The sequence below is a fragment of the Oceanobacillus damuensis genome (assembly GCF_001618145.1).
Classification (GTDB): domain Bacteria; phylum Bacillota; class Bacilli; order Bacillales; family Amphibacillaceae; genus Oceanobacillus; species Oceanobacillus damuensis.
In genome coordinates this window covers 1-18,277 of record NZ_LQNF01000031.1, presented here as the reverse complement: position 1 = coordinate 18,277, position 18,277 = coordinate 1, and the positions used below count along the sequence as shown (strand labels likewise).

General features: G+C 38.3%; 15 protein-coding genes. 3 read left to right on the top strand and 12 right to left on the bottom strand.

Annotated elements, in window-relative coordinates:
• Window positions 1–137: 137 nt before the first annotated feature.
• The 3 genes from A4245_RS15570 to A4245_RS15560 all read right to left on the bottom strand — a co-directional run bounded on the left by A4245_RS15570 (window position 138) and on the right by A4245_RS15560 (window position 4,039).
• Window positions 138–1,346, bottom strand: a complete 1,209-nt coding sequence (locus tag A4245_RS15570) for a putative glycoside hydrolase (protein ID WP_067729573.1) — start codon at window positions 1,344–1,346, stop codon at window positions 138–140.
• Between the two features lie 188 nt (window positions 1,347–1,534).
• On the bottom strand, window positions 1,535–2,665 hold the full coding sequence (ald, locus tag A4245_RS15565; protein WP_067729571.1) for an alanine dehydrogenase: 1,131 nt from the start codon (window positions 2,663–2,665) through the stop codon (window positions 1,535–1,537).
• A 117-nt stretch (window positions 2,666–2,782) separates the two neighbouring features.
• Window positions 2,783–4,039 (bottom strand): PucR family transcriptional regulator, encoded by a 1,257-nt coding sequence (locus A4245_RS15560; RefSeq protein WP_067729570.1) that lies wholly within the window; start codon window positions 4,037–4,039, stop codon window positions 2,783–2,785.
• Window positions 4,040–4,224: 185 nt separating this feature from the next.
• Between A4245_RS15560 and A4245_RS15555 the strand changes: the two genes are divergently transcribed.
• Window positions 4,225–5,310 carry a YkvI family membrane protein gene (locus A4245_RS15555; protein ID WP_067729568.1) on the top strand — a complete coding sequence of 362 codons (1,086 nt, stop codon included), beginning with the start codon at window positions 4,225–4,227 and terminating at the stop codon, window positions 5,308–5,310.
• 242 nt (window positions 5,311–5,552) lie between these two features.
• Here the strand turns inward: A4245_RS15555 and A4245_RS15550 are convergent, their stop codons facing one another.
• Window positions 5,553–6,752: an amidohydrolase gene (locus A4245_RS15550; RefSeq protein WP_067729567.1), complete on the bottom strand. Its 1,200-nt coding sequence runs from the start codon at window positions 6,750–6,752 to the stop codon at window positions 5,553–5,555.
• A 69-nt stretch (window positions 6,753–6,821) separates the two neighbouring features.
• Window positions 6,822–8,201 (bottom strand): MFS transporter, encoded by a 1,380-nt coding sequence (locus A4245_RS15545; protein WP_067729565.1) that lies wholly within the window; start codon window positions 8,199–8,201, stop codon window positions 6,822–6,824.
• 511 nt (window positions 8,202–8,712) lie between these two features.
• Between A4245_RS15545 and A4245_RS15540 the strand changes: the two genes are divergently transcribed.
• On the top strand, window positions 8,713–9,315 hold the full coding sequence (locus A4245_RS15540; protein ID WP_067729643.1) for a trimeric intracellular cation channel family protein: 603 nt from the start codon (window positions 8,713–8,715) through the stop codon (window positions 9,313–9,315).
• 207 nt (window positions 9,316–9,522) lie between these two features.
• On the opposite strand, the gene A4245_RS15535 is transcribed toward A4245_RS15540, so the two are convergent.
• From A4245_RS15535 to A4245_RS15525, 3 genes are all read right to left on the bottom strand, one after another.
• The gene (locus A4245_RS15535) at window positions 9,523–10,713 is read right to left on the bottom strand and encodes an amidohydrolase (RefSeq protein WP_067729564.1); all 1,191 of its coding nucleotides are present in this window, start codon (window positions 10,711–10,713) and stop codon (window positions 9,523–9,525) included.
• 55 nt (window positions 10,714–10,768) lie between these two features.
• Window positions 10,769–12,166 carry an MFS transporter gene (locus A4245_RS15530; RefSeq protein WP_067729562.1) on the bottom strand — a complete coding sequence of 466 codons (1,398 nt, stop codon included), beginning with the start codon at window positions 12,164–12,166 and terminating at the stop codon, window positions 10,769–10,771.
• Window positions 12,167–12,430: 264 nt separating this feature from the next.
• A complete protein-coding gene (locus A4245_RS15525) occupies window positions 12,431–14,776 on the bottom strand; it encodes a helix-turn-helix domain-containing protein (RefSeq protein WP_067729560.1) in 2,346 nt (781 codons plus the stop codon).
• Window positions 14,777–15,254: 478 nt separating this feature from the next.
• On the opposite strand from A4245_RS15525, the gene A4245_RS20675 reads away from it, so the two are divergent.
• On the top strand, window positions 15,255–15,362 hold the full coding sequence (locus A4245_RS20675; protein WP_234402431.1) for a putative holin-like toxin: 108 nt from the start codon (window positions 15,255–15,257) through the stop codon (window positions 15,360–15,362).
• A gap of 413 nt (window positions 15,363–15,775) precedes the next feature.
• On the opposite strand, the gene A4245_RS15520 is transcribed toward A4245_RS20675, so the two are convergent.
• From A4245_RS15520 to A4245_RS15505, 4 genes are all read right to left on the bottom strand, one after another.
• Entirely contained in the window at window positions 15,776–16,213 is a 438-nt protein-coding gene (locus A4245_RS15520; RefSeq protein WP_234402430.1) for a DUF5342 family protein, read from the bottom strand.
• A gap of 269 nt (window positions 16,214–16,482) precedes the next feature.
• Window positions 16,483–17,307, bottom strand: a complete 825-nt coding sequence (locus tag A4245_RS15515; protein WP_067729556.1) for an urease accessory protein UreD — start codon at window positions 17,305–17,307, stop codon at window positions 16,483–16,485.
• Complete coding sequence (ureG, locus tag A4245_RS15510) at window positions 17,300–17,920, bottom strand: urease accessory protein UreG (protein ID WP_067729554.1); 621 nt, start codon at window positions 17,918–17,920, stop codon at window positions 17,300–17,302. The genes A4245_RS15515 and ureG overlap by 8 nt, the downstream gene beginning before the upstream one ends.
• A 45-nt stretch (window positions 17,921–17,965) precedes the next feature.
• Window positions 17,966–18,223, bottom strand: coding sequence for an urease accessory protein UreF (locus A4245_RS15505; protein WP_084268835.1), 258 nt, complete (start codon window positions 18,221–18,223; stop codon window positions 17,966–17,968).
• Window positions 18,224–18,277 lie beyond the last annotated feature (54 nt).

The window sequence follows — 18,277 nt, the reverse complement described above, 5'->3', positions numbered from 1 at the left end:
TACAATGCAAAAAGAATACCTGGCCTATCTCCAAAACCTTCGTTTACTTATAAAATTAGGTTCAAAGTCAATTTTTATGTACCCAACTTTCGCAGAGTGAAATTGGAAAAAACAGGCCAAAACCAGGCCTGTTTCCATTACTTCCCAATCATATAATCCACATCTTCGGTATAGGTGTTACCTGCGTTCCAAAGTAAAAACTCATCAATACCATTTTCATACAATGCCTTAATTTGCGCTTCTACCTCAGCTTTACCGTATTGTTTCGTTGGCCCACTATACAGCCATGGTGCTTCAAAGTCCTGAAGCCAAGGTCTGGATACTGGCGGGATATCAAGTGCTCCTAACACTTCATTTTCAACCTTTGCATATTCCGTAATCAATTCGTATGGTTGTTCATCCGGCTTTTCAATACCGAAGTAGGGTGTCCAATGACTCGGATAAATCATAGAAGAAATAACGTCGACATTATCTGCAATCCTCGAAAAGTTCTGTCCAATACCTGGAGTTTCCTCAATCGTTGCAGCATATCCAAAGATATCTACCGATACATCTACACCATAAGGTGATAATTCCTCCCTGGCATATTCGACAAAGTTAGTTACTGCTTCGACACGCTTTTTAATATTGTTCATATCCAGGTCCGCGTAGTCACCCAGTGAATAGTCAAGTTCTTCATCTTTATTCTCGAATCCTTCAGGAAAACGCACATAATCGAACTGAATTTCCTGGAATCCCATTTCAGCAGCCATTTTGGCTATCTCCACATTGTATTCCCAAACTTTCTTTTTGAAAGGGTTCACAAAGGCCTCCCCTTTATTGTTTACCCAAACTTCACCATTTTTGGTAAACGATAGATCGGGTCGGTTTTCGGCAAGAACAGAATCCTTGAACACTACCACTCTAGCAATAGGATAGATTTGCTTCTCTTCAAGCGTATCCATCATGCCCTTTGGGTCGGAAATATAATTCATGGCAATCTCTTCATACGGCGAACCTTCTTCAGGCTTAAATGTGAGATTTCCATGGTCCTCTTTGACATCGATTACCATTGTATTTAAGTCCGTGCTGTCAACGAAATCAAGAAGGGTTTCAAATCGGCTGGATCCCGCCGAATTGCCTGTAACATAAATACCTCTTACAGCATCGGGATATTCAAAATCATAACCGGAATCATATGTAAAACGTTCCATATAGTTTAGCGGTTCAATCAGTTCGAGACTTGTCTGTCTCTCTTTATGTAAGGTTGCTGTCTTTGTTTCTTCCCCACTTGCGTATACTGGAATAATAGTAACGAGAAGGAGAATTCCTATGAATGCGGTTATCATTTGTCGCCATTTTTTCATTAAAAATCAATCTCCTATGTATGTAATACTCTTAGTATAAAGGAAAAACAAATTTAGTTAAATGGTAAAAAGTAACCATCTAGAAATATTGAAGCAGTAAACTTTCCCCCCCTCCTTCTTATAAAACTTAATAATTGAGCATAAAAAATACCCTTCAAGATGAGTAAGAAGGGTATTTTTTCAAAGTTTTATAATGTTATCGTTTCCTTAATGGCATCTTTCAATGGAACATACTCATATCCCAAATCATCTGCAACAGCTTCATAAGTGACTTTACCATTAATAACGTTTATACCGCTGAGAATTGCTCGGTTTTCCTGTATTGCTTTCGTAACTCCTTTTGCACCAATTTGTGCAGCATATGGTACAGTAACGTTCGTTAACCCAACAGTTGCTGTACGCGGCACAGCACCAGGAATATTTGCAACCGCGTAATGAAGGACACCATATTTTACATAGATTGGATCATCATGCGTTGTTGGGTGGTCAACAGTCTCAAAGTTTCCACCTTGATCAATTGCAACGTCTACAATAACAGAGCCCGGCTGCATGGATTGAACCATTTCTTCAGATACAAGCTTTGGAGCTTTTCTACCGGGAATCAATACAGAACCAATAACAAGATCAGAATCTTTCACAGCTTCTGCGATATTGTACGAATTGGACATAAGTGTTTGGATGCTTGAGCCAAAGATATCATCCAATTCACGCAAACGTGCAGGATTCAAATCAATAATCGTCACTTCAGCCCCAAGACCGACTGCGATTCGAGCAGCGTTCGTTCCTACTACGCCACCACCGATAATGGTTACTTTCCCCCGCTTGACTCCAGGAATACCACTCAGTACAATACCTTTTCCGCCTTGTGACTTTTCGAGGTACTGTGCGCCAAGCTGTGTTGCCATACGACCAGCTACTTCACTCATTGGGGTAAGCAATGGCAATGTATTATTTACAGTAATTGTTTCATAAGCAATTGCCGTTACTTTGTTATCTACTAGTGCTTTCGCCAATTCTGGCGCAGCTGCCAGATGCAGATAAGTAAATAAAATTAACCCTTCACGGAAGTATTTAAATTCCGATGCAAGTGGCTCTTTAACCTTCATGATCATATCGGCTTTTCCCCAAACGTCTGAAGCGCTTTCAATAATTTCAGCACCAGCTTGCATGTATTCGTCATTTGTAAAGTTACTTCCCAATCCAGCATCCTTTTCAACGACAACCACTTGCCCTGCATTCACTAAATTTACAACTCCTGCAGGTGTCATCGCAACACGATTTTCATTATTTTTAATTTCTTTCGGTACCCCTATAATCATAGTTACTCTCTCCCTTTTGTTCTTGTATCTTACACTTATTATCCTATCGCTTTTCGGGAGTTTTTTCTTTATTTAAAAAAATGAAAATCAGAAGGTTGATTTGTGCATTTACACAAATCAACCTTCTTGCATTCTTTCAATAATAAAATCGAGATAGATGGTCGTTTTCTGGTTTGGATCTTTTAGATCTATGCCAGAGACTTCTCTGATTCTTTTTATTCGGTAATTCATCGTATTGGGATGAATGATTAGTTTTTTTGCTGCTTGATATACATTACAATCACAATGTAAATACATCTTCAGTGTCCTTATCAGGGAAGTTTGGTGCTTTTTATCGTAAGCTCTCAGTTTCTCAATATACTTATTTTGATAATGATTTGATTTCCGGATCTCATATAATTCATCTATAAATTGATAAACGCCAAGATCTTCATAAAGAAAAGTCTCACGCAGTTCATTCGGAAAATTTCCTTTTAATTCCAATACCTTTAAGGCCTGTTTATAGCTATCTTTTATATTGCTTGCCGTTTTATAGACTAATCCGGAGGCTCCATTAACGCTTGTCAGCTGCAGTTGTGTACTGATTCTATCAATAAATTGATTGATAAAATCAGTTATCAGCTTTGCTGGATCATCCTTTTTGTAATGACGGACAAGCATGATAAAATCATATCCGTCAAACAGGTGGGAAATAACTTGGACTTGTAATTGGTGTTTCGTTAAATAATGTGCATGCTTTTCTAGTTGCTCTGTAATGTCATCGGTAAACCTTATGACAATGATTGCGAGCATGCCTTCCAGCTCGACGCTAAATTGTTTGGCCTGACGGTAGATTTCTTTCGTATCATCCATGTCCCCAGTCAATAATTGCCAGAAAAAGTCATTATATTGCTCCCTGGTTTGCGTATTGGTTTTGGATTGCTTCAAGAAGAATTTCTTGACTTGTGCTGCCACTTCTGTCAATAGTCGTAATTCTTCCTCACTGAGTGTCTTGTCCCCGGTGTGTACCCATATAAACCCCAGTATTTTATTTCTATCCCGAATTGATATGGCAACCCGATTACCAAGGCCGATTTCGTCAATTCGAGAAATAATCACAGGTTTATCACTATCAATAAGCTTCGACATCACTCCATTTTTCCAAAGTCCATTAATAACTTTATCCGGTACTTTACGATTCATAATCGTCGACATTCTTGCTTCATCAATAACTTTCATATGTTTACTGTAGGATACGATATGATGACTCGAATCTTCTATAGTGATCGGCACTTCAAAAATTTCACCAATCAAATCAGCCAGCTGATCTGGCGAACTAAATACTTTACTTAATTTGCTTCTCAAAATCTCCAATTGTTTCAGAGAATCACTCATGAGGCAATTCCTTCCTTTCCAAGCTAAACATTCATCTATAAGTGGAGCGCAAATATATTTTTCTCGACAAATCGACATTTTTTGTGTAATTTAGTAAATATCTACATTATATTTTAGTATATACAGAAAAAGAATTCACCTTTTAATTATTTTAAAAATTTTCAAAAAACAACAGGGGGAATATCATGAGAAAATCATTGACAATTGGAAACGCTTTTATAGGTATTATTGTTGGGGCAGGATTTGCTTCCGGACAGGAAGTATTACAATACTTTACAAGCTTTGGTCTAATGGGCATTATCGGCGCAATTCTTGCAACCGCATTATTTGCATACGTAGGAATGCTGCTTGTATGGTTGGGCAGCCGTACAAAAACAACATCACATAAAGAAGTTATTTACAAAATAAGTGGACCTTACCTCGGCAGGGTGATTGATTATATCCTTATCTTTACCCTATTCGGTGTCGGGGTCGTAATGATAGCAGGATCTGGGTCAAATCTTAATCAACAATTTGGAATACCCTACTTTGTTGGTACAACAGTTATATTGCTTCTGATATTACTGACAGGGATGTTAAATGTTAATCGGATCGTTTCAATTATTGCAGGAGTCACACCTTTTCTGATTATATTCGTAATCATGATATCTATCTATAGTTTTCTGAATATAGACGGATCGATTACGGCTTTGGATTCAATAGCCAAAGAACAGCCGAGCTCTTTACCGAACTGGTTTATTTCAGCAATAAACTATGTTTCTTTCAATACGGCGGTTGGAGCATCCATGGCCCTGTTAATGGGTGGTGCTGAACCCAATAGAAAAACAGCCGCATTAGGCGGATTGCTTGGCGGGCTTGGTATAGGTCTGCTTATTATACTAAGCAACCTTGCCATTTTCGCTAAGATAGAGGATGTCGGCAGTTTGGATATGCCAATGTTGGGGATTGTGAATAATATCTCTCCAGCACTCGGCATCATTATGTCTCTAGTTATTTTTGCAATGATTTTTAATACAGCGATAAGCATGTTCTATTCCTTTGTTGCTCGTTTCACAAAAGTGGGAACATCCCAGTTTAAGCTGTTTTTCGTTGTTACGATGTTGATTGCATATGGTGCAAGCTTTGTTGGGTTTACCGATTTAGTGAGCTACTTCTACCCACTGATCGGATATCTCGGTCTTGTCCTCATTGCGGTATTAGTCGTGACTTCATTTAGAATTAAAAACTTTGAAAAAGAAAAATCCACTTCAACTGGTCAGGTGAATGATTAGAGCTGGCTCGATATTGAAAAAAGCAAATTAACCTTTTTAAAGTAGAGTCTATATTAAAACCTAGGTGCACCTATTGGGCGTTTCCTGGGTTTTCTTATGGTTCAGACTTTAAAAGATATTCTCTAATGCGAAAACCATTAAGGAACTTGGAAGTTACTTTTCTAGTGGCAAATTTTACCGAGTCTAAATTAACACAAAAAGAAGTGGGTTAAAAATCTCCACTTCTTTTTCAATAAAACCAATTATGAGCTTATTTCATCCTTGTCTAAATAACTGCAAAGAACATGTCCCACTGATTTGGCTGCAACAAGAATCGAATCCTCGTCAATATCAAATTTTGGGTGGTGGTTAAAATAAGGCTCTTCAACGCCTTTTGGAGTGCATCCAATATAGAAATAGGAACCGGGAACCTTTTCCAGATAGTATGCAAAATCATCCGATGGGGCCATTTTAGGGAATTCCTTTACTTCTGTAATGTCTTCATCCTCAATTTCTTTCAACGTATCCGCTACAAATGCTGTCAGTTCAGGGTCATTATATAACGGTGGATAGTCAGGCTCATACGTAAGGTCACAGGTTACACCAAACAATTCTTCAATCCCATTGACGATCCGATGAATTTCTTTTTGAATAACATCCATAGCTTCCTCATTTGAATAGCGGATATCCCCTTCAAGCTCAATACTGTCTTTAATAACATTAAAAGTTCCTTTGCCATCAAATGAACCAATTGTCACTACACCTGCATTATTTGGATTTACCCTGCGGCTGACAATAGTCTGGGCTGCTGTAACAAAATAGGCTCCCGCAACAATAGCATCATTTGCTTTATGTGGCGATGAACCATGCCCACCGCTTGCCTGCAGCTGTAATTTAAAATAGGCACGGCCATTAAAGGAATATCCGCTATGGTAGCCAACTGTTCCTGCAGGAGCCATTGGTAAAACATGAATACCGAAAATGGCATCTACATCATCCAGAAAACCTGCTTCTACGATACTTTTGGCACCACCTGGTGGCTGTTCTTCCGCATGCTGGTGAATAATTTTAACTATTCCAGCAATCTCACCTTTTAATTGGATAAGGCAATCGGCTAAAACCAAAAGATATGCTGTATGTGCATCATGGCCGCAAGCATGCATCACACCTTCGTTTTTAGATTTATACGGCACGTCTGCTTCCTCTTTAATAGGAAGCGCATCAAAATCAGCACGAAGCGCAATTGTTTTACCTGACTTCCCTCCTTTTACAGTGACAACAATACCGTATCCATTTCCTACATTCGTTTCGATTTCGACATCCTTACCTTCATAAAAATCAGCGATATATTTTGCCGTTTTTTCTTCTTTAAAAGAAAGCTCTGGATTCTCGTGCAGGTAACGACGGATTTCAATCATTTCCTCTTCCCGCTCTTTAAGCATCTTCATCAATTTGTCTTTCATTAAAAAAATCTCCTTTCATAATCTAAGCAGGCTAAATCGTTGACAGACCCTTTTAATCACTTTTGCTTATTATTTATCATCTATTGCATGCGGAACAAGTATCACGATAGAAATTAAAGAAATAGCAGCAAATATTACGTTTGTAACGATTCCAGCAACCGCAGCCATATGAACAGAACTTATTGTTGTGACTGTACTGTATACGGTTACTGAAATGGCTATACCAAATGCGTTTCCTAAAGAGCTTGCCATTTTATAGATTCCTGAAGCCTCTCCAACCTTTTCATCAGGTGCAGCAGCAACTGCTGTATCTGTCGATGGTGTAGCATACATTCCCAGACCTAGACCAAAAAGAATAAACCCGACAAAAACTGTAATCGTATAGGGTATATCTGGTAAAAAGGTCATTCCCATTATCCCTACCCCAATTAACGTTATCAAGGACCCCCAGATCATTGGTTTTTTTGCACCAGTTCGCTGCATGAGTTTTTCTCCCACACGTATCATGGAAAGTACAGCCGCCAAATAACCAAGTGAGAGTAAACCAGATTGAAATGGAGAAAAACCGCGACCAACTTGTACATAGGTATTAGCAACAATCAGTGTACCGGCGACAGCATTCAATAAGAAATTAGATACCGTTGCACCTGTATAGGCTTTATTTTTAAATAGCTTAAAATCGATGAGAGCATCCCTTTTTCTACCCTCGTAATAAATAAATACAATGACACCAATGATGGATACAACAGCTAAAAGTATCGTTGTTAAACTTGTCCATCCCAGCTCTGAACCTTGGGTAATAAAGATATTAATTGCAAGCATCGTAACGATAAAGATTCCCAATCCCCCGTAGTCGAATCTGAACTTTCCAGAGGTTTTTGCTTTACTCTCAGGGACGTCTCTGAGGAGCCACATAGCAAGCAAAGCGACAATGATAGAGAAAATAAAAATCCATTTCCACCCCATATACGTAGCAATAACACCACCGGCAAACGAAGTAATCCCGGAACCACCCCAAGAACCAATGGACCAGAAGCTAATCGCCCGCTGTCTTTCCGCACCTTCAAAATAAGCTTTCATCAGGGCTATTGTGGCTGGCATAATACATGCAGCAGATACCCCCTGCAAAACCCTTCCAATTATTAACAGGACAGCCCCCTGTGACAGCACAAGTAATAACGAACCAGCCACACTCAGCACTAGACCAACATAGGTGATTTTCTTTCGTCCGATCCTATCCGCCAGTCCACCTGCAACTACAATGAACATCCCCGAAAATAGAGAAGTCAAGCTAATCGCTATGTTTACAACCCCTAAATCAACGCCAAGATCTTCTTGGACTGCTGGAACAATATTTACCATTGCTTGGGCAAATAACCAAAATGTTATTACACCTAATACAATACCGAGAATCATTTTATCTGTACCTTTATAGTTTGCAGCTTCCATGCAAATCCTCCTTCATACTCCTATTTCTTCATTTGAAGTCTGTATTGGAAATATAGACTTCAGCTTTTTTGCATTGATTGATGCACAAACTTTTAATGCGAATATTATTAACATGCGCTTGTCTTAAAAAATTATTAGCAATTCCTTAAACAGATTTTTTTCTGCGTTCTTTCGGTTTTCGACGCTTAAAGTTTGTTCAATACCGGGGCACTTAAGCTTGTCAGGTACAGGAACCGGAGCTGTATGCGGCTGTTTTAATGTAAAACGTTATTTGCTGCCATTTCTTATTTCTTTAAAAAATTTGATAATGGTGGTTGGTTTCCTGCCTGCTGAGATAATGTTTGAATAAACGAAAATATAGAATTACAATAAAATGGGCAGTTACCAAAAAGGGTATATTCCAGGACCGCGTTACACTGTTGTTTGATTAACATTCAGCATGCTTTACATCGTGTCGAAAGAAAGGTCCTTTTTGGTTGTAAATCAATAAAATTAGAAGGAATGAAGCGTGTTGATATGGGAAGTACTTAACTTTATTGGTACCATGGCATTTGCAATCAGTGGTGCTATTATTGCAATGGAAGAAGATTATGATATATTAGGTTTTTACGTTTTGGGGTTTACGACAGCATTTGGCGGTGGCGCGTTTCGTGATTTATTTATTGGCATACCAATAGAAGATATTTGGTCACAGAGTCATTTATTTATTGTTGCTTTCTTATCCATTACGATAATCTTTTTAATACCTAGTTACTTGTTAAAATATTGGAACAAGTGGGGAATCTTTTTTGACGCGATTGGCTTAGCCACATTTGCTGTTCAAGGAGCATTATATGCTGTTCAAGCTGGTGCACCTTTAACCGGAGTTATTGCAGCAGCTACATTGACTGGCTCAGGAGGCGGAATGTTACGGGATGTATTTGCAGGGAGAAAGCCGATGATTTTTCGTGCCGAGATATACGCGCTTTGGGCAGCTCTTGGTGGACTAGCGATCGGTCTTGGTTTAATCCATGGTCCGTGGGCGATAGGTATTCTTGTTATTATGATTGTTTCATTAAGGATGTTATCGGTGCGTTATAAATGGAGATTGCCACGACACTCAACAACAAGATAATGAAGGATCTGCAAACGTAAACGGTAGATCTACGTTTGCAGATCGTCTTTCGTTACGATGTATATTCTCTAATCTACTTTACCTTTATCATAAGAACATAATTATAGATGCAAAAAAAAGCGGGAGGTAATCCCCCGCTAATTAATAGAACAAATATTGATACCAGCTGTATCGCAGATTTTTAAAAGTGTCTTCCTCGATATCCAGTTATTTATCCATATCTAAATAACTGCCGACAACATATCCCACGGATTTAGCTGCCACAAGAATAGCATCTTCATCAATGTCAAATTTAGGATGATGATTGAAATAAGGTTTTTCGACTCCCTTTGGTGTACATCCAATGTAGAAATAAGAGCCAGGAACTTTTTCCAAGAAATACGCGAAATCATCTGATGGGGACATTTTAGGAAATTCTTTAACTTCTTTAATAGCTTCATCCTCAGCTTCTGACAAGGTGTTGGCTACAAACTCAGTCAATTCCGGATCATTATATAACGGTGGGTAATCGGGTTCATATGTCAGCTCACAATTTACACCGAATAATTCTTCGATTCCGTTAACAATCCGATGAATTTCTTTGTCAATAGTTGCCTTGGTGTCATTATCAGAATAGCGGATATCCCCTTCAATCTCAATGCTATCTTTAATGACATTGAAGCTTCCCTTACCATCAAATGAACCAATGGTGACCACACCAGCATTATTCGGATCCACTCTGCGGCTGACAATAGTCTGTACAGCAGTTACGAAATAGGATCCTGCAACAATAGCATCGTTCGCCTTATGCGGAGAAGAACCATGACCGCCGCTTGCCTGCAAACGAAGTTTAAAATAGGCACGGCCATTAAAGGAATAGCCACTATGGTAGCCAACTGTACCAGCTGGAGCCATTGGTAAAACATGGATGCCGAAGATAGCATTTACATCGTCCAGAAAACCTTCTTCAACAATGCTCTTCGCTCCACCAGGCGGTACCTCTTCTGCATGCTGGTGAATAATTTTAACAGTCCCTTGAATATTATCTTTTAATTCGATAAGGCAATCCGCCAACACTAAGAGGTATGCTGTATGTGCATCATGACCACAAGCATGCATAACGCCTTCATTTTTTGACTTAAACGGGACATCTGCCTCTTCTTTTATAGGAAGTGCATCAAAGTCAGCCCGAAGTGCAACCGTTTTACCTGGCTTTCCACCTTTGATCGTAACCACAATACCATGGCCATTACCTGCATTGGTAACGACTTCCACATCTTTGCCTTTGTAAAAATCGGCGATGTAGGCTGCCGTTTTCTCTTCTTTAAAAGAAAGCTCAGGATTCTCATGTAAATAACGGCGGATCTCGATCATCTCGTTTTCCCGTTCTTCCAACATCTTCATCAATTGGTCCTTCATGTAAATAATCTCCTTTCAAATCTATTGCAAGAAGGGCAACAACTAATTGCCCTGCTTAGCTAACCTGTTCTTCTTCTATATTTTTCTGGTGATTTGGAACGAGTATAATAATAGATAATAATGAAACAGCTGCAAAAGCTACATTCGTTATAATTCCGACTGTTGCAGCTAAATGGACATTACTTATCACTGCAACTGTACTGTATACCGTTGCGGAAATTGCAATACCAAAAGCGTTTCCTAAGGAACTTGCCATTTTATAAACACCTGAAGCTTCCCCAACCTTTTCGTCCGGTGCGGCAGAAACTGCTGTATCGGTTGATGGAGTTGCATACATACCAAGTCCTAAACCAAATAAAATAAATCCGACAAAGACGAGTATGGTGTAAATTAAGTCAGGCAAGAATGTTAATCCCATTAAAGCAACACCAACTAAAGTGATGGAAGATCCCCATATCATTGGTTTTTTTGCACCAGTCTTCTGCATCAGTTTTTCACCAACACGAATCATACCTAGCACGGCAACCAAATAACCAATAGATAGCAAACCGGACTGGAACGCAGTAAATCCGCGACCTACTTGTACATACGTATTAGCTACAATCAATGTACCTGCAACAGCATTCAATAAGAAGTTTGAAATCGTTGCACCAGTATACGGTTTGTTTTTAAATAGCTTAAAGTCAATAAGAGCATTACTTTTTTTGGATTCATACTTAATAAATGCAGCTATTCCGACTACAGCGACTAATGCTATAATTATCGTTGGCAGACTTGTCCAGCCTAAATCAGCACCTTGCGTAATAAGTATATTAACCGCGAGCATTGTAACGATAAATATTCCTAGTCCGCCGAAATCGAATTTAAATTTACCAGTTGTTTTTGCTTTGCTTTCTGGTACATCTCTAATTAACCACATCGCAAGCAAAGCGAAAATGATGGAGAAAATGAAAATCCATTTCCAGCCCATATACGTTGCAATAGCACCACCGGCAAAGGAAGTGATACCAGATCCACCCCATGAACCAATGGACCAGAAACTAAGTGCACGTTGTCTTTCTGCACCTTCAAAATACGCTTTCATCAAAGCAATGGTAGCAGGCATGATACATGCCGCAGACAAGCCTTGCAGTACACGACCGATAATTAGTAATGGAGCACCTTGTGCAAGCACAAGACACAGTGAACCAATGACACTTAAAATTAAACCAATATACGTTATTTTCTTCCTTCCAACTCTATCCGCTAAACCTCCTGCAACAACAATAAACATACCTGAAAAGAGAGAGGTTAAACTAATGGCAATGTTTAAAGTCCCTAATTCAACACCTAAATCCTGTTGTACGGCAGGTACAATATTTACCATCGCCTGAGCGAATAACCAGAATGTAATAACACCAAATACAATACCAATAATCATCTTATCTGTACCTTTATAGTTGGTAGCTTCCATGATGATCCTCCTTCTAGAACACTAATTTTTGTCTCTCGAGAAATAATGATTCAGTAAAATTTCGTTAATAAGCTGCTTATTGAGACAAAGTTTATTATAAAAAAATATATATAAACGTATAAGTTAATAGTTGTTCAATAATTGACGAAGTTTCACCCTCTTCTTTATGACTTGTTAAGGCAAGTATAAAATTCACCGTTATTTTTTTACATAAATTTAAAAGAACCAATGCCCCAGGCATTGGTTCTTTTAAAATAGTGCTTGTCATGTTATTATTTTTCTTATTTCAAAAAAATGGATAGCATTGAAGGTTAAATAGGAATAGAACGACCATTCTTTATCAAAGGTCTTATCAAACAGCTCTAAAGAGGGCTGGCTCGTTTCGATAATATATTGGATCACTTCCGCATCGATACCGAATTCACTATTTAATTTCCACCATTGATTATACAGTGCGCCATGATCCTTATCGAATATCCGTTTTCGGATTTGATACTGGCCAGGTTCCAGGTTAGATATGGTCACATGAATATCCTTATTTAATTTTTTTAACATGGTTTCTTCTGTAGAATAATAGGGGTTGATATTATTATAATTCATTAATACAAGCTGGTATCCCCATTCATTTTCTGTCATAACATATTCGTTGCCTTTTGCTATGATTTTTCCCCTAAGCCGCTGCAGAAATTGCATGGAAAAATATGCTGGCCGCTTCCCGCTGAAATAGTGATAAAGCTCCATTCCTTCTATACTGATGGCTCTGCTTTTCCCCCTGTTTTCATGCTGTTCCGTATTGATCCAAAAACCAATCGATTCTACTTCCTTTGCAACCATAAGTGCACTTTTAAATACCAGGGCCCCTCGAAAAAATGTCCCATTAGTATAACGGGTGTTTCCGGTTAGCGTATTCCAGCTGACAAGATGGAGAGGTTTTTCCTTATGATGCTTCCGTAAGAATCTTTTAAACTGTTCTGTTTTGTCGGCTATATAGTTTTCGGTTAGGGCAAATCGTTCATCATCAAGGCTTTCAAAATCTATAAATTCATTTTGATTTGTTTCATACCCGAAGAAATCTATCGGGACGTTTTTTTCCATCATCCACTCATGTTTCTTACTGTTCTTTGTTTCTTTATAGGAGAAGGGAAAGAATGTACCTATTTTTGTATTTGGAATAAGATCCTTTATCATTTGATATAACTTTAAATAAACGCGGCTCATTTCATTTTCACTGGCCGCTGTTGTAGATGGTTCATAAAACATAAATCTCCATGAATCTAGGAACCTTCTCCCATAGACATTAAGGCAATGTTTCAGAAAAGCCTCCAATTCTTTAAAATAATGCTGTTCATTTTCCGTAATTTCTTGATAATCTACTCTTACAAACAGAGAGATTCCATGTTTTTGCAAGAAGCTTAATGCAAAATCGGCATTGTAATAAGGTGAAGTCGTGGCAACAATTTCATCTGTTTCTACCGCAGGAGTAATTGTAGAACCATTGATTAAACGGCGAACACCTACATAATCCAGCCCTAGATCCTTATTTGTCATTAATAATTGAGATCTTACGTCTTCTCTTAATACTTCCCTTAACTCTCCAATGGAAAGATGATGTTTCGGTTTGACAATTTCCTCCATATTATCCCTGTTCAGGGAGACATCAATCCCTAATTCCTCTGAACGCCACTCCGCATTTTCATAGGAAACGGTGAGGTTCTCATTAAGTAATATGTGCAGCTTTTTCAAAATTTCAGTTGATTTCTTGGTCTCGAGCGTATCTTCCGTTTTATGGATCTTTACCACATCGTTTATATTCTTCTGATGTTTTTCACGATAAACCTTGGGTGTATCTTGATAAGTCGCTTTAAACAGTGTCGTAAAGGATTTGGCACTTGGAAAACCATTATTCATTGCAACCTGTCCAATCGGATGTGAAGTATAAAGCAAATCCTTCACTGCATGACTCAGTCGAATCTCCATTAAAAAGCGATTAAAACCGATATCCATTTTCTGCTTGAAATATCGGGACAAGTAACCTGCAGAAATATAAAATTTCTTTGCTGTTTCCTCCAGTGTTATCGGTTGTTTATAATTTTCTTCTATATGACTTATGATTTGCGTTATTCGGGAATTATCCGAAATATGCTTTTCCGTACTTAGGGCTTTTTGTTTGAAACCACGGATTAAAATAAGCAATATTTTGCTTAAATAAGACTGCATTTCTATCTTATAGCTTTCATCTTTTCGGAAGTTAGAAATTAGCATCTCTGCAAGCAGTTTCCGAATCGTCTTAACCAAATGGACACGACCCATATCAATTTCTTTGGAAAAGCATGCAAACCGATAATCCTGATATGCGGGGTAGTGCTCCTCCAGATATTTATTTGTTATGGTAACGACTAGTACACTATTGTTGTTACTGCCTTCAATTTGATAAAGCTGATTTTGATTGATAACCAATAGATCTTTTTCTTCCAAAGTATAATATCGGCTATTCGTTTCCACCGTCAGTTCTCCACTTATCACCATTATAACTTGAAGCCCCTGGTTCAATGTAGGGTTCAATAATTTAATTTCCTGTAAACTGATCATATAATCATTTTCTTGTATCATCTTGCTTCCTCGCTTATATTTCCGTCTTTTCAGCCTTGTACCGTTCACTGTATTATTAATCTATATTTTGGGCTCTGTGGCATGTTTTTTACTAGGTACATTAAGTTCCTCTTTCAAATTAATGTTAACTCAATTTTAACACCTATAGTATAAGAAAAACAGTGTTACTCGTACTTCGCGAATTTCCATTTTATAGTGTACTGCTGGCCGGATTACTGATAAGCCTCAAGCATCCCTGCCAGCTATGATGAGTTCGCTTTAAAATCAAATATTTTGCATTTCTGCTATCTAGTTTTCCATTATAGTAGACTCGGATTTTATATCTGAAGAAGGGGGAGTTAATAATAGCAACCAAAAATAGCTCATTTGTTCTATTTAAGCTTCTATTGATTAAATAGAAATGGTAAAATAATTCTAACAACTAAATAGGTGTAGTGAGCGGTTGGCCGGATCTCTTCTTATAAAGGGAGGTGGTTCTATGACGGCATTTGAGGCATTAAGTTTAGTAGCGCAATTTAGTTTATCACTAATAGCAACACTAACATTACTTGTATCTATTGTCGTCTACTTCAATAAAAAGAAGTAATCGCTCATTCCCTGGTTAGCGATTACTTCTAGGCCAAAACATATTAAGCTAGCCAACTGCTCTTTATGCAGTTAGTTGTTGGTACCGAGTAGTCTCCGCTGCTCGGTCCTTATTCTAATTATAGTATAAATTCATTTAATTATACTGTCAATTTAAAGATTTTTCCGGAGTTAACATAGTAAAAGTTCAATCAATGGGGTTTTGCTCTTCGCACCACTTATTGAGCACCACAAGGGCATGGCATATAGTTTCGCGACCGATTCGTTTTTTTACCGGCTGTTCCCCCCTATACTTATTACATTTTCATTAACTAAGTCTGCTTTAGTTGCACCTATACAAGTATGAAAGTTTATACTTTCTGGTCAAAAAAAGAAAAGACACTCATTAGTTTGAGCGGCTTTTACTATAAATCATTATTCGTTTAAATGTTGTCTCATTTTTTCATGCACTTTCTTTTCTACCTTTTTAACCTGAGCATCCTTCAACTTGCGTCTTGGTTTTGGATGGAACCATTCTAAATTACCATTACGGACCATTCCTTTATATTCATCCCCGTCAATCGTTAATTTGAACTGATGGACATCATGGGAATAATTCTCCAGTATGGGTTTGACTTCAATACCATCTACATCTTCTATGATATCATGTTCATTTAATAACCGATGAACTTCCGATTCAATCCATTCCAATTGCTTACTGTCAAGGTCCTGCTTCGGATGGGGATTAAGCCATTGAATTTCGTCTTTATGATAATTACCTTTGAATTCTTTTCCATTTATAGAAAAACTGAACCGATGGCGCTCATACGTCCGATCTTGATAAACTGTTTTCACTTCAAAATCATCGACCAATTTATACACCTCACAGATATAGGGTTTAAACGCATCACTTGATTGGGCATTCATTCTTTTCTAAACGAATGCAAGTTATCTATAGCGTAAGTATTCCCTATACCGATGTCAAATAAAAGCGTAATTTTTGGTTCTAAATTTTTTCAATACATATTTTTTCAATACATATTTCGTTAGGATCTGTCACGGGCTATCCTATCAATACCAACAATATCATATGTATGTTGCCCGACAATCCAATTGGTTTGCCGGGCTCTACAGTTTAAAGTTTAATATTTCCTTAGAAAACTCGGTTTAACGTCAAACCATTCCTGACTTATTACATGATGACATGCAGTAAAAATTCGTTCAATAACTTGTGTCGCGTTAGCCATCACCCTGATTGAAAGCCCCGGAACTACAAGCTTGGACAGTCCCGCTTTAAAATCACCTGTTTCACGATTAATCGTTTCATATAATTGATCAAGAAGTTTCGTATTCGTTTGGTGACCTACTACGATAAATGAACCCAGATGGGAATACCCCTCCATGAAGCCTAGTCCATCCATATATTTTTCTTTAGGGTCTAGTTTAATATGGTCATAAGCAACTAATTCATCATCCTGATAGATTTCATTTATCAATCGAAGCGAATCATAGCTGAAATGTTTTCCCTCCGGTGACCAGCCCGGTGTTAAAATATCCGTATATAAAAATGTGGCCCCTTTTTCCATTCGTACTACATTTTTTTGAAAATAGCGAGCATCTCTATAGGCTATTAACGGATCCGGCAAATATTCCAGGTAGCTGCCTTTTTTAAGAAATATCTCGGTTTCCTGGTAGGCATGCTTTGTCGGTGTTTTATATACTTTTGTCGCCGACTGGGTTGTGAGCGTTATTTTTGCTTGTTCCCCAAGCGAGACACGCATGCGGTAGGTATCACCATCCAAATACCCTCCACCAGGATTAAGTATATAGTAACAGGGGATGGCTGATTTATGATGATATACGGGGCGCATGATTTTCAACGCCCCTTGAAAGTATAGATTCTTTGTAACTGTCCTTCCTTGACGTGCTTCGACATCAAGTTCAAGAATGCCTGTCCAATTAGGCATCTTTCGCTAGTCCTTTTAGTAAAACATGACGCTTAACCCAATCAACAACTTCGTCAAGACCAGTATTATCTTTTAAATTTGTGAACACAAATGGTTTATGCCCCCGGAATACTTTCGTATCTCCTTCCATAACCTCAAGACGTGCACCTACATATGGAGCAAGGTCTGTTTTGTTAATGATGAAAAGATCCGATTTGATCATACCCTGTCCACCTTTTCGAGGAATTTTTTCCCCTTGGGCAACATCGATAATATAAATCGAGAAATCCACCAGCTCCGGACTAAATGTGGCTGCTAAATTGTCACCACCGCTTTCGATAAAAATCAGTTCAACATCTGGATGTTTATCCTGCAATTCTTCAATTGCCGCAAAGTTCATGGAAGCATCTTCACGAATCGCTGTATGCGGACAGCCACCTGTTTCTACGCCAACAATGCGATCCTCTGGCAATACCCCCGTATTCACCAAAATTTTAGCATCCTCTTTTGTATAGATATCATTCGTTATGACCGCGATGCTTACTTCATCTTTTAATTCCCAGGTCAATTTTTCCACTAACGCTGTTTTACCTGCCCCGACAGGTCCACCAATACCAATTTTAATTGTTTCCATCTTTTTCAACACTTCCTTTAATAAAAATCTTAATGAATAGTAACTTCATGACATAAAAATTCGAATGTTAACTCGTTCATGATGCATTTGTGATAACTCCAGCCCTGGGGAAACAATCCCAAAGTCGTCTTCACTCAGATCCATAATGTATTTGACCGCTTCCGTTAAATGATTCTGAAAGGTATAAATTATCTTCTGACCAGCTGTTTGTCCTAATGGGATTGCCCGTACTGCATTTTGAACAAGGCTAGTGATAGAGGAATATAAGTAATATAAAATGGTTGTTTCCTTTGGTACTTGCAATCGAGTAGGAGGGGGTGACTAACCCCCGACCTCTCACACCACCGTACGTACGGA

Coding starts and splice junctions, on each gene's coding strand:
- A4245_RS15570 (WP_067729573.1), bottom strand. CDS start 1,346: ATGAAAAAATGGCGACAAATGATAACCGCATTCATAGGAATTCTCCTT.
- ald (WP_067729571.1), bottom strand. CDS start 2,665: ATGATTATAGGGGTACCGAAAGAAATTAAAAATAATGAAAATCGTGTT.
- A4245_RS15560 (WP_067729570.1), bottom strand. CDS start 4,039: ATGAGTGATTCTCTGAAACAATTGGAGATTTTGAGAAGCAAATTAAGT.
- A4245_RS15555 (WP_067729568.1), top strand. CDS start 4,225: ATGAGAAAATCATTGACAATTGGAAACGCTTTTATAGGTATTATTGTT.
- A4245_RS15550 (WP_067729567.1), bottom strand. CDS start 6,752: ATGAAAGACAAATTGATGAAGATGCTTAAAGAGCGGGAAGAGGAAATG.
- A4245_RS15545 (WP_067729565.1), bottom strand. CDS start 8,201: ATGGAAGCTGCAAACTATAAAGGTACAGATAAAATGATTCTCGGTATT.
- A4245_RS15535 (WP_067729564.1), bottom strand. CDS start 10,713: ATGAAGGACCAATTGATGAAGATGTTGGAAGAACGGGAAAACGAGATG.
- A4245_RS15530 (WP_067729562.1), bottom strand. CDS start 12,166: ATGGAAGCTACCAACTATAAAGGTACAGATAAGATGATTATTGGTATT.
- A4245_RS15525 (WP_067729560.1), bottom strand. CDS start 14,776: ATGATACAAGAAAATGATTATATGATCAGTTTACAGGAAATTAAATTA.
- A4245_RS20675 (WP_234402431.1), top strand. CDS start 15,255: ATGACGGCATTTGAGGCATTAAGTTTAGTAGCGCAATTTAGTTTATCA.
- A4245_RS15515 (WP_067729556.1), bottom strand. CDS start 17,307: ATGCCTAATTGGACAGGCATTCTTGAACTTGATGTCGAAGCACGTCAA.
- ureG (WP_067729554.1), bottom strand. CDS start 17,920: ATGGAAACAATTAAAATTGGTATTGGTGGACCTGTCGGGGCAGGTAAA.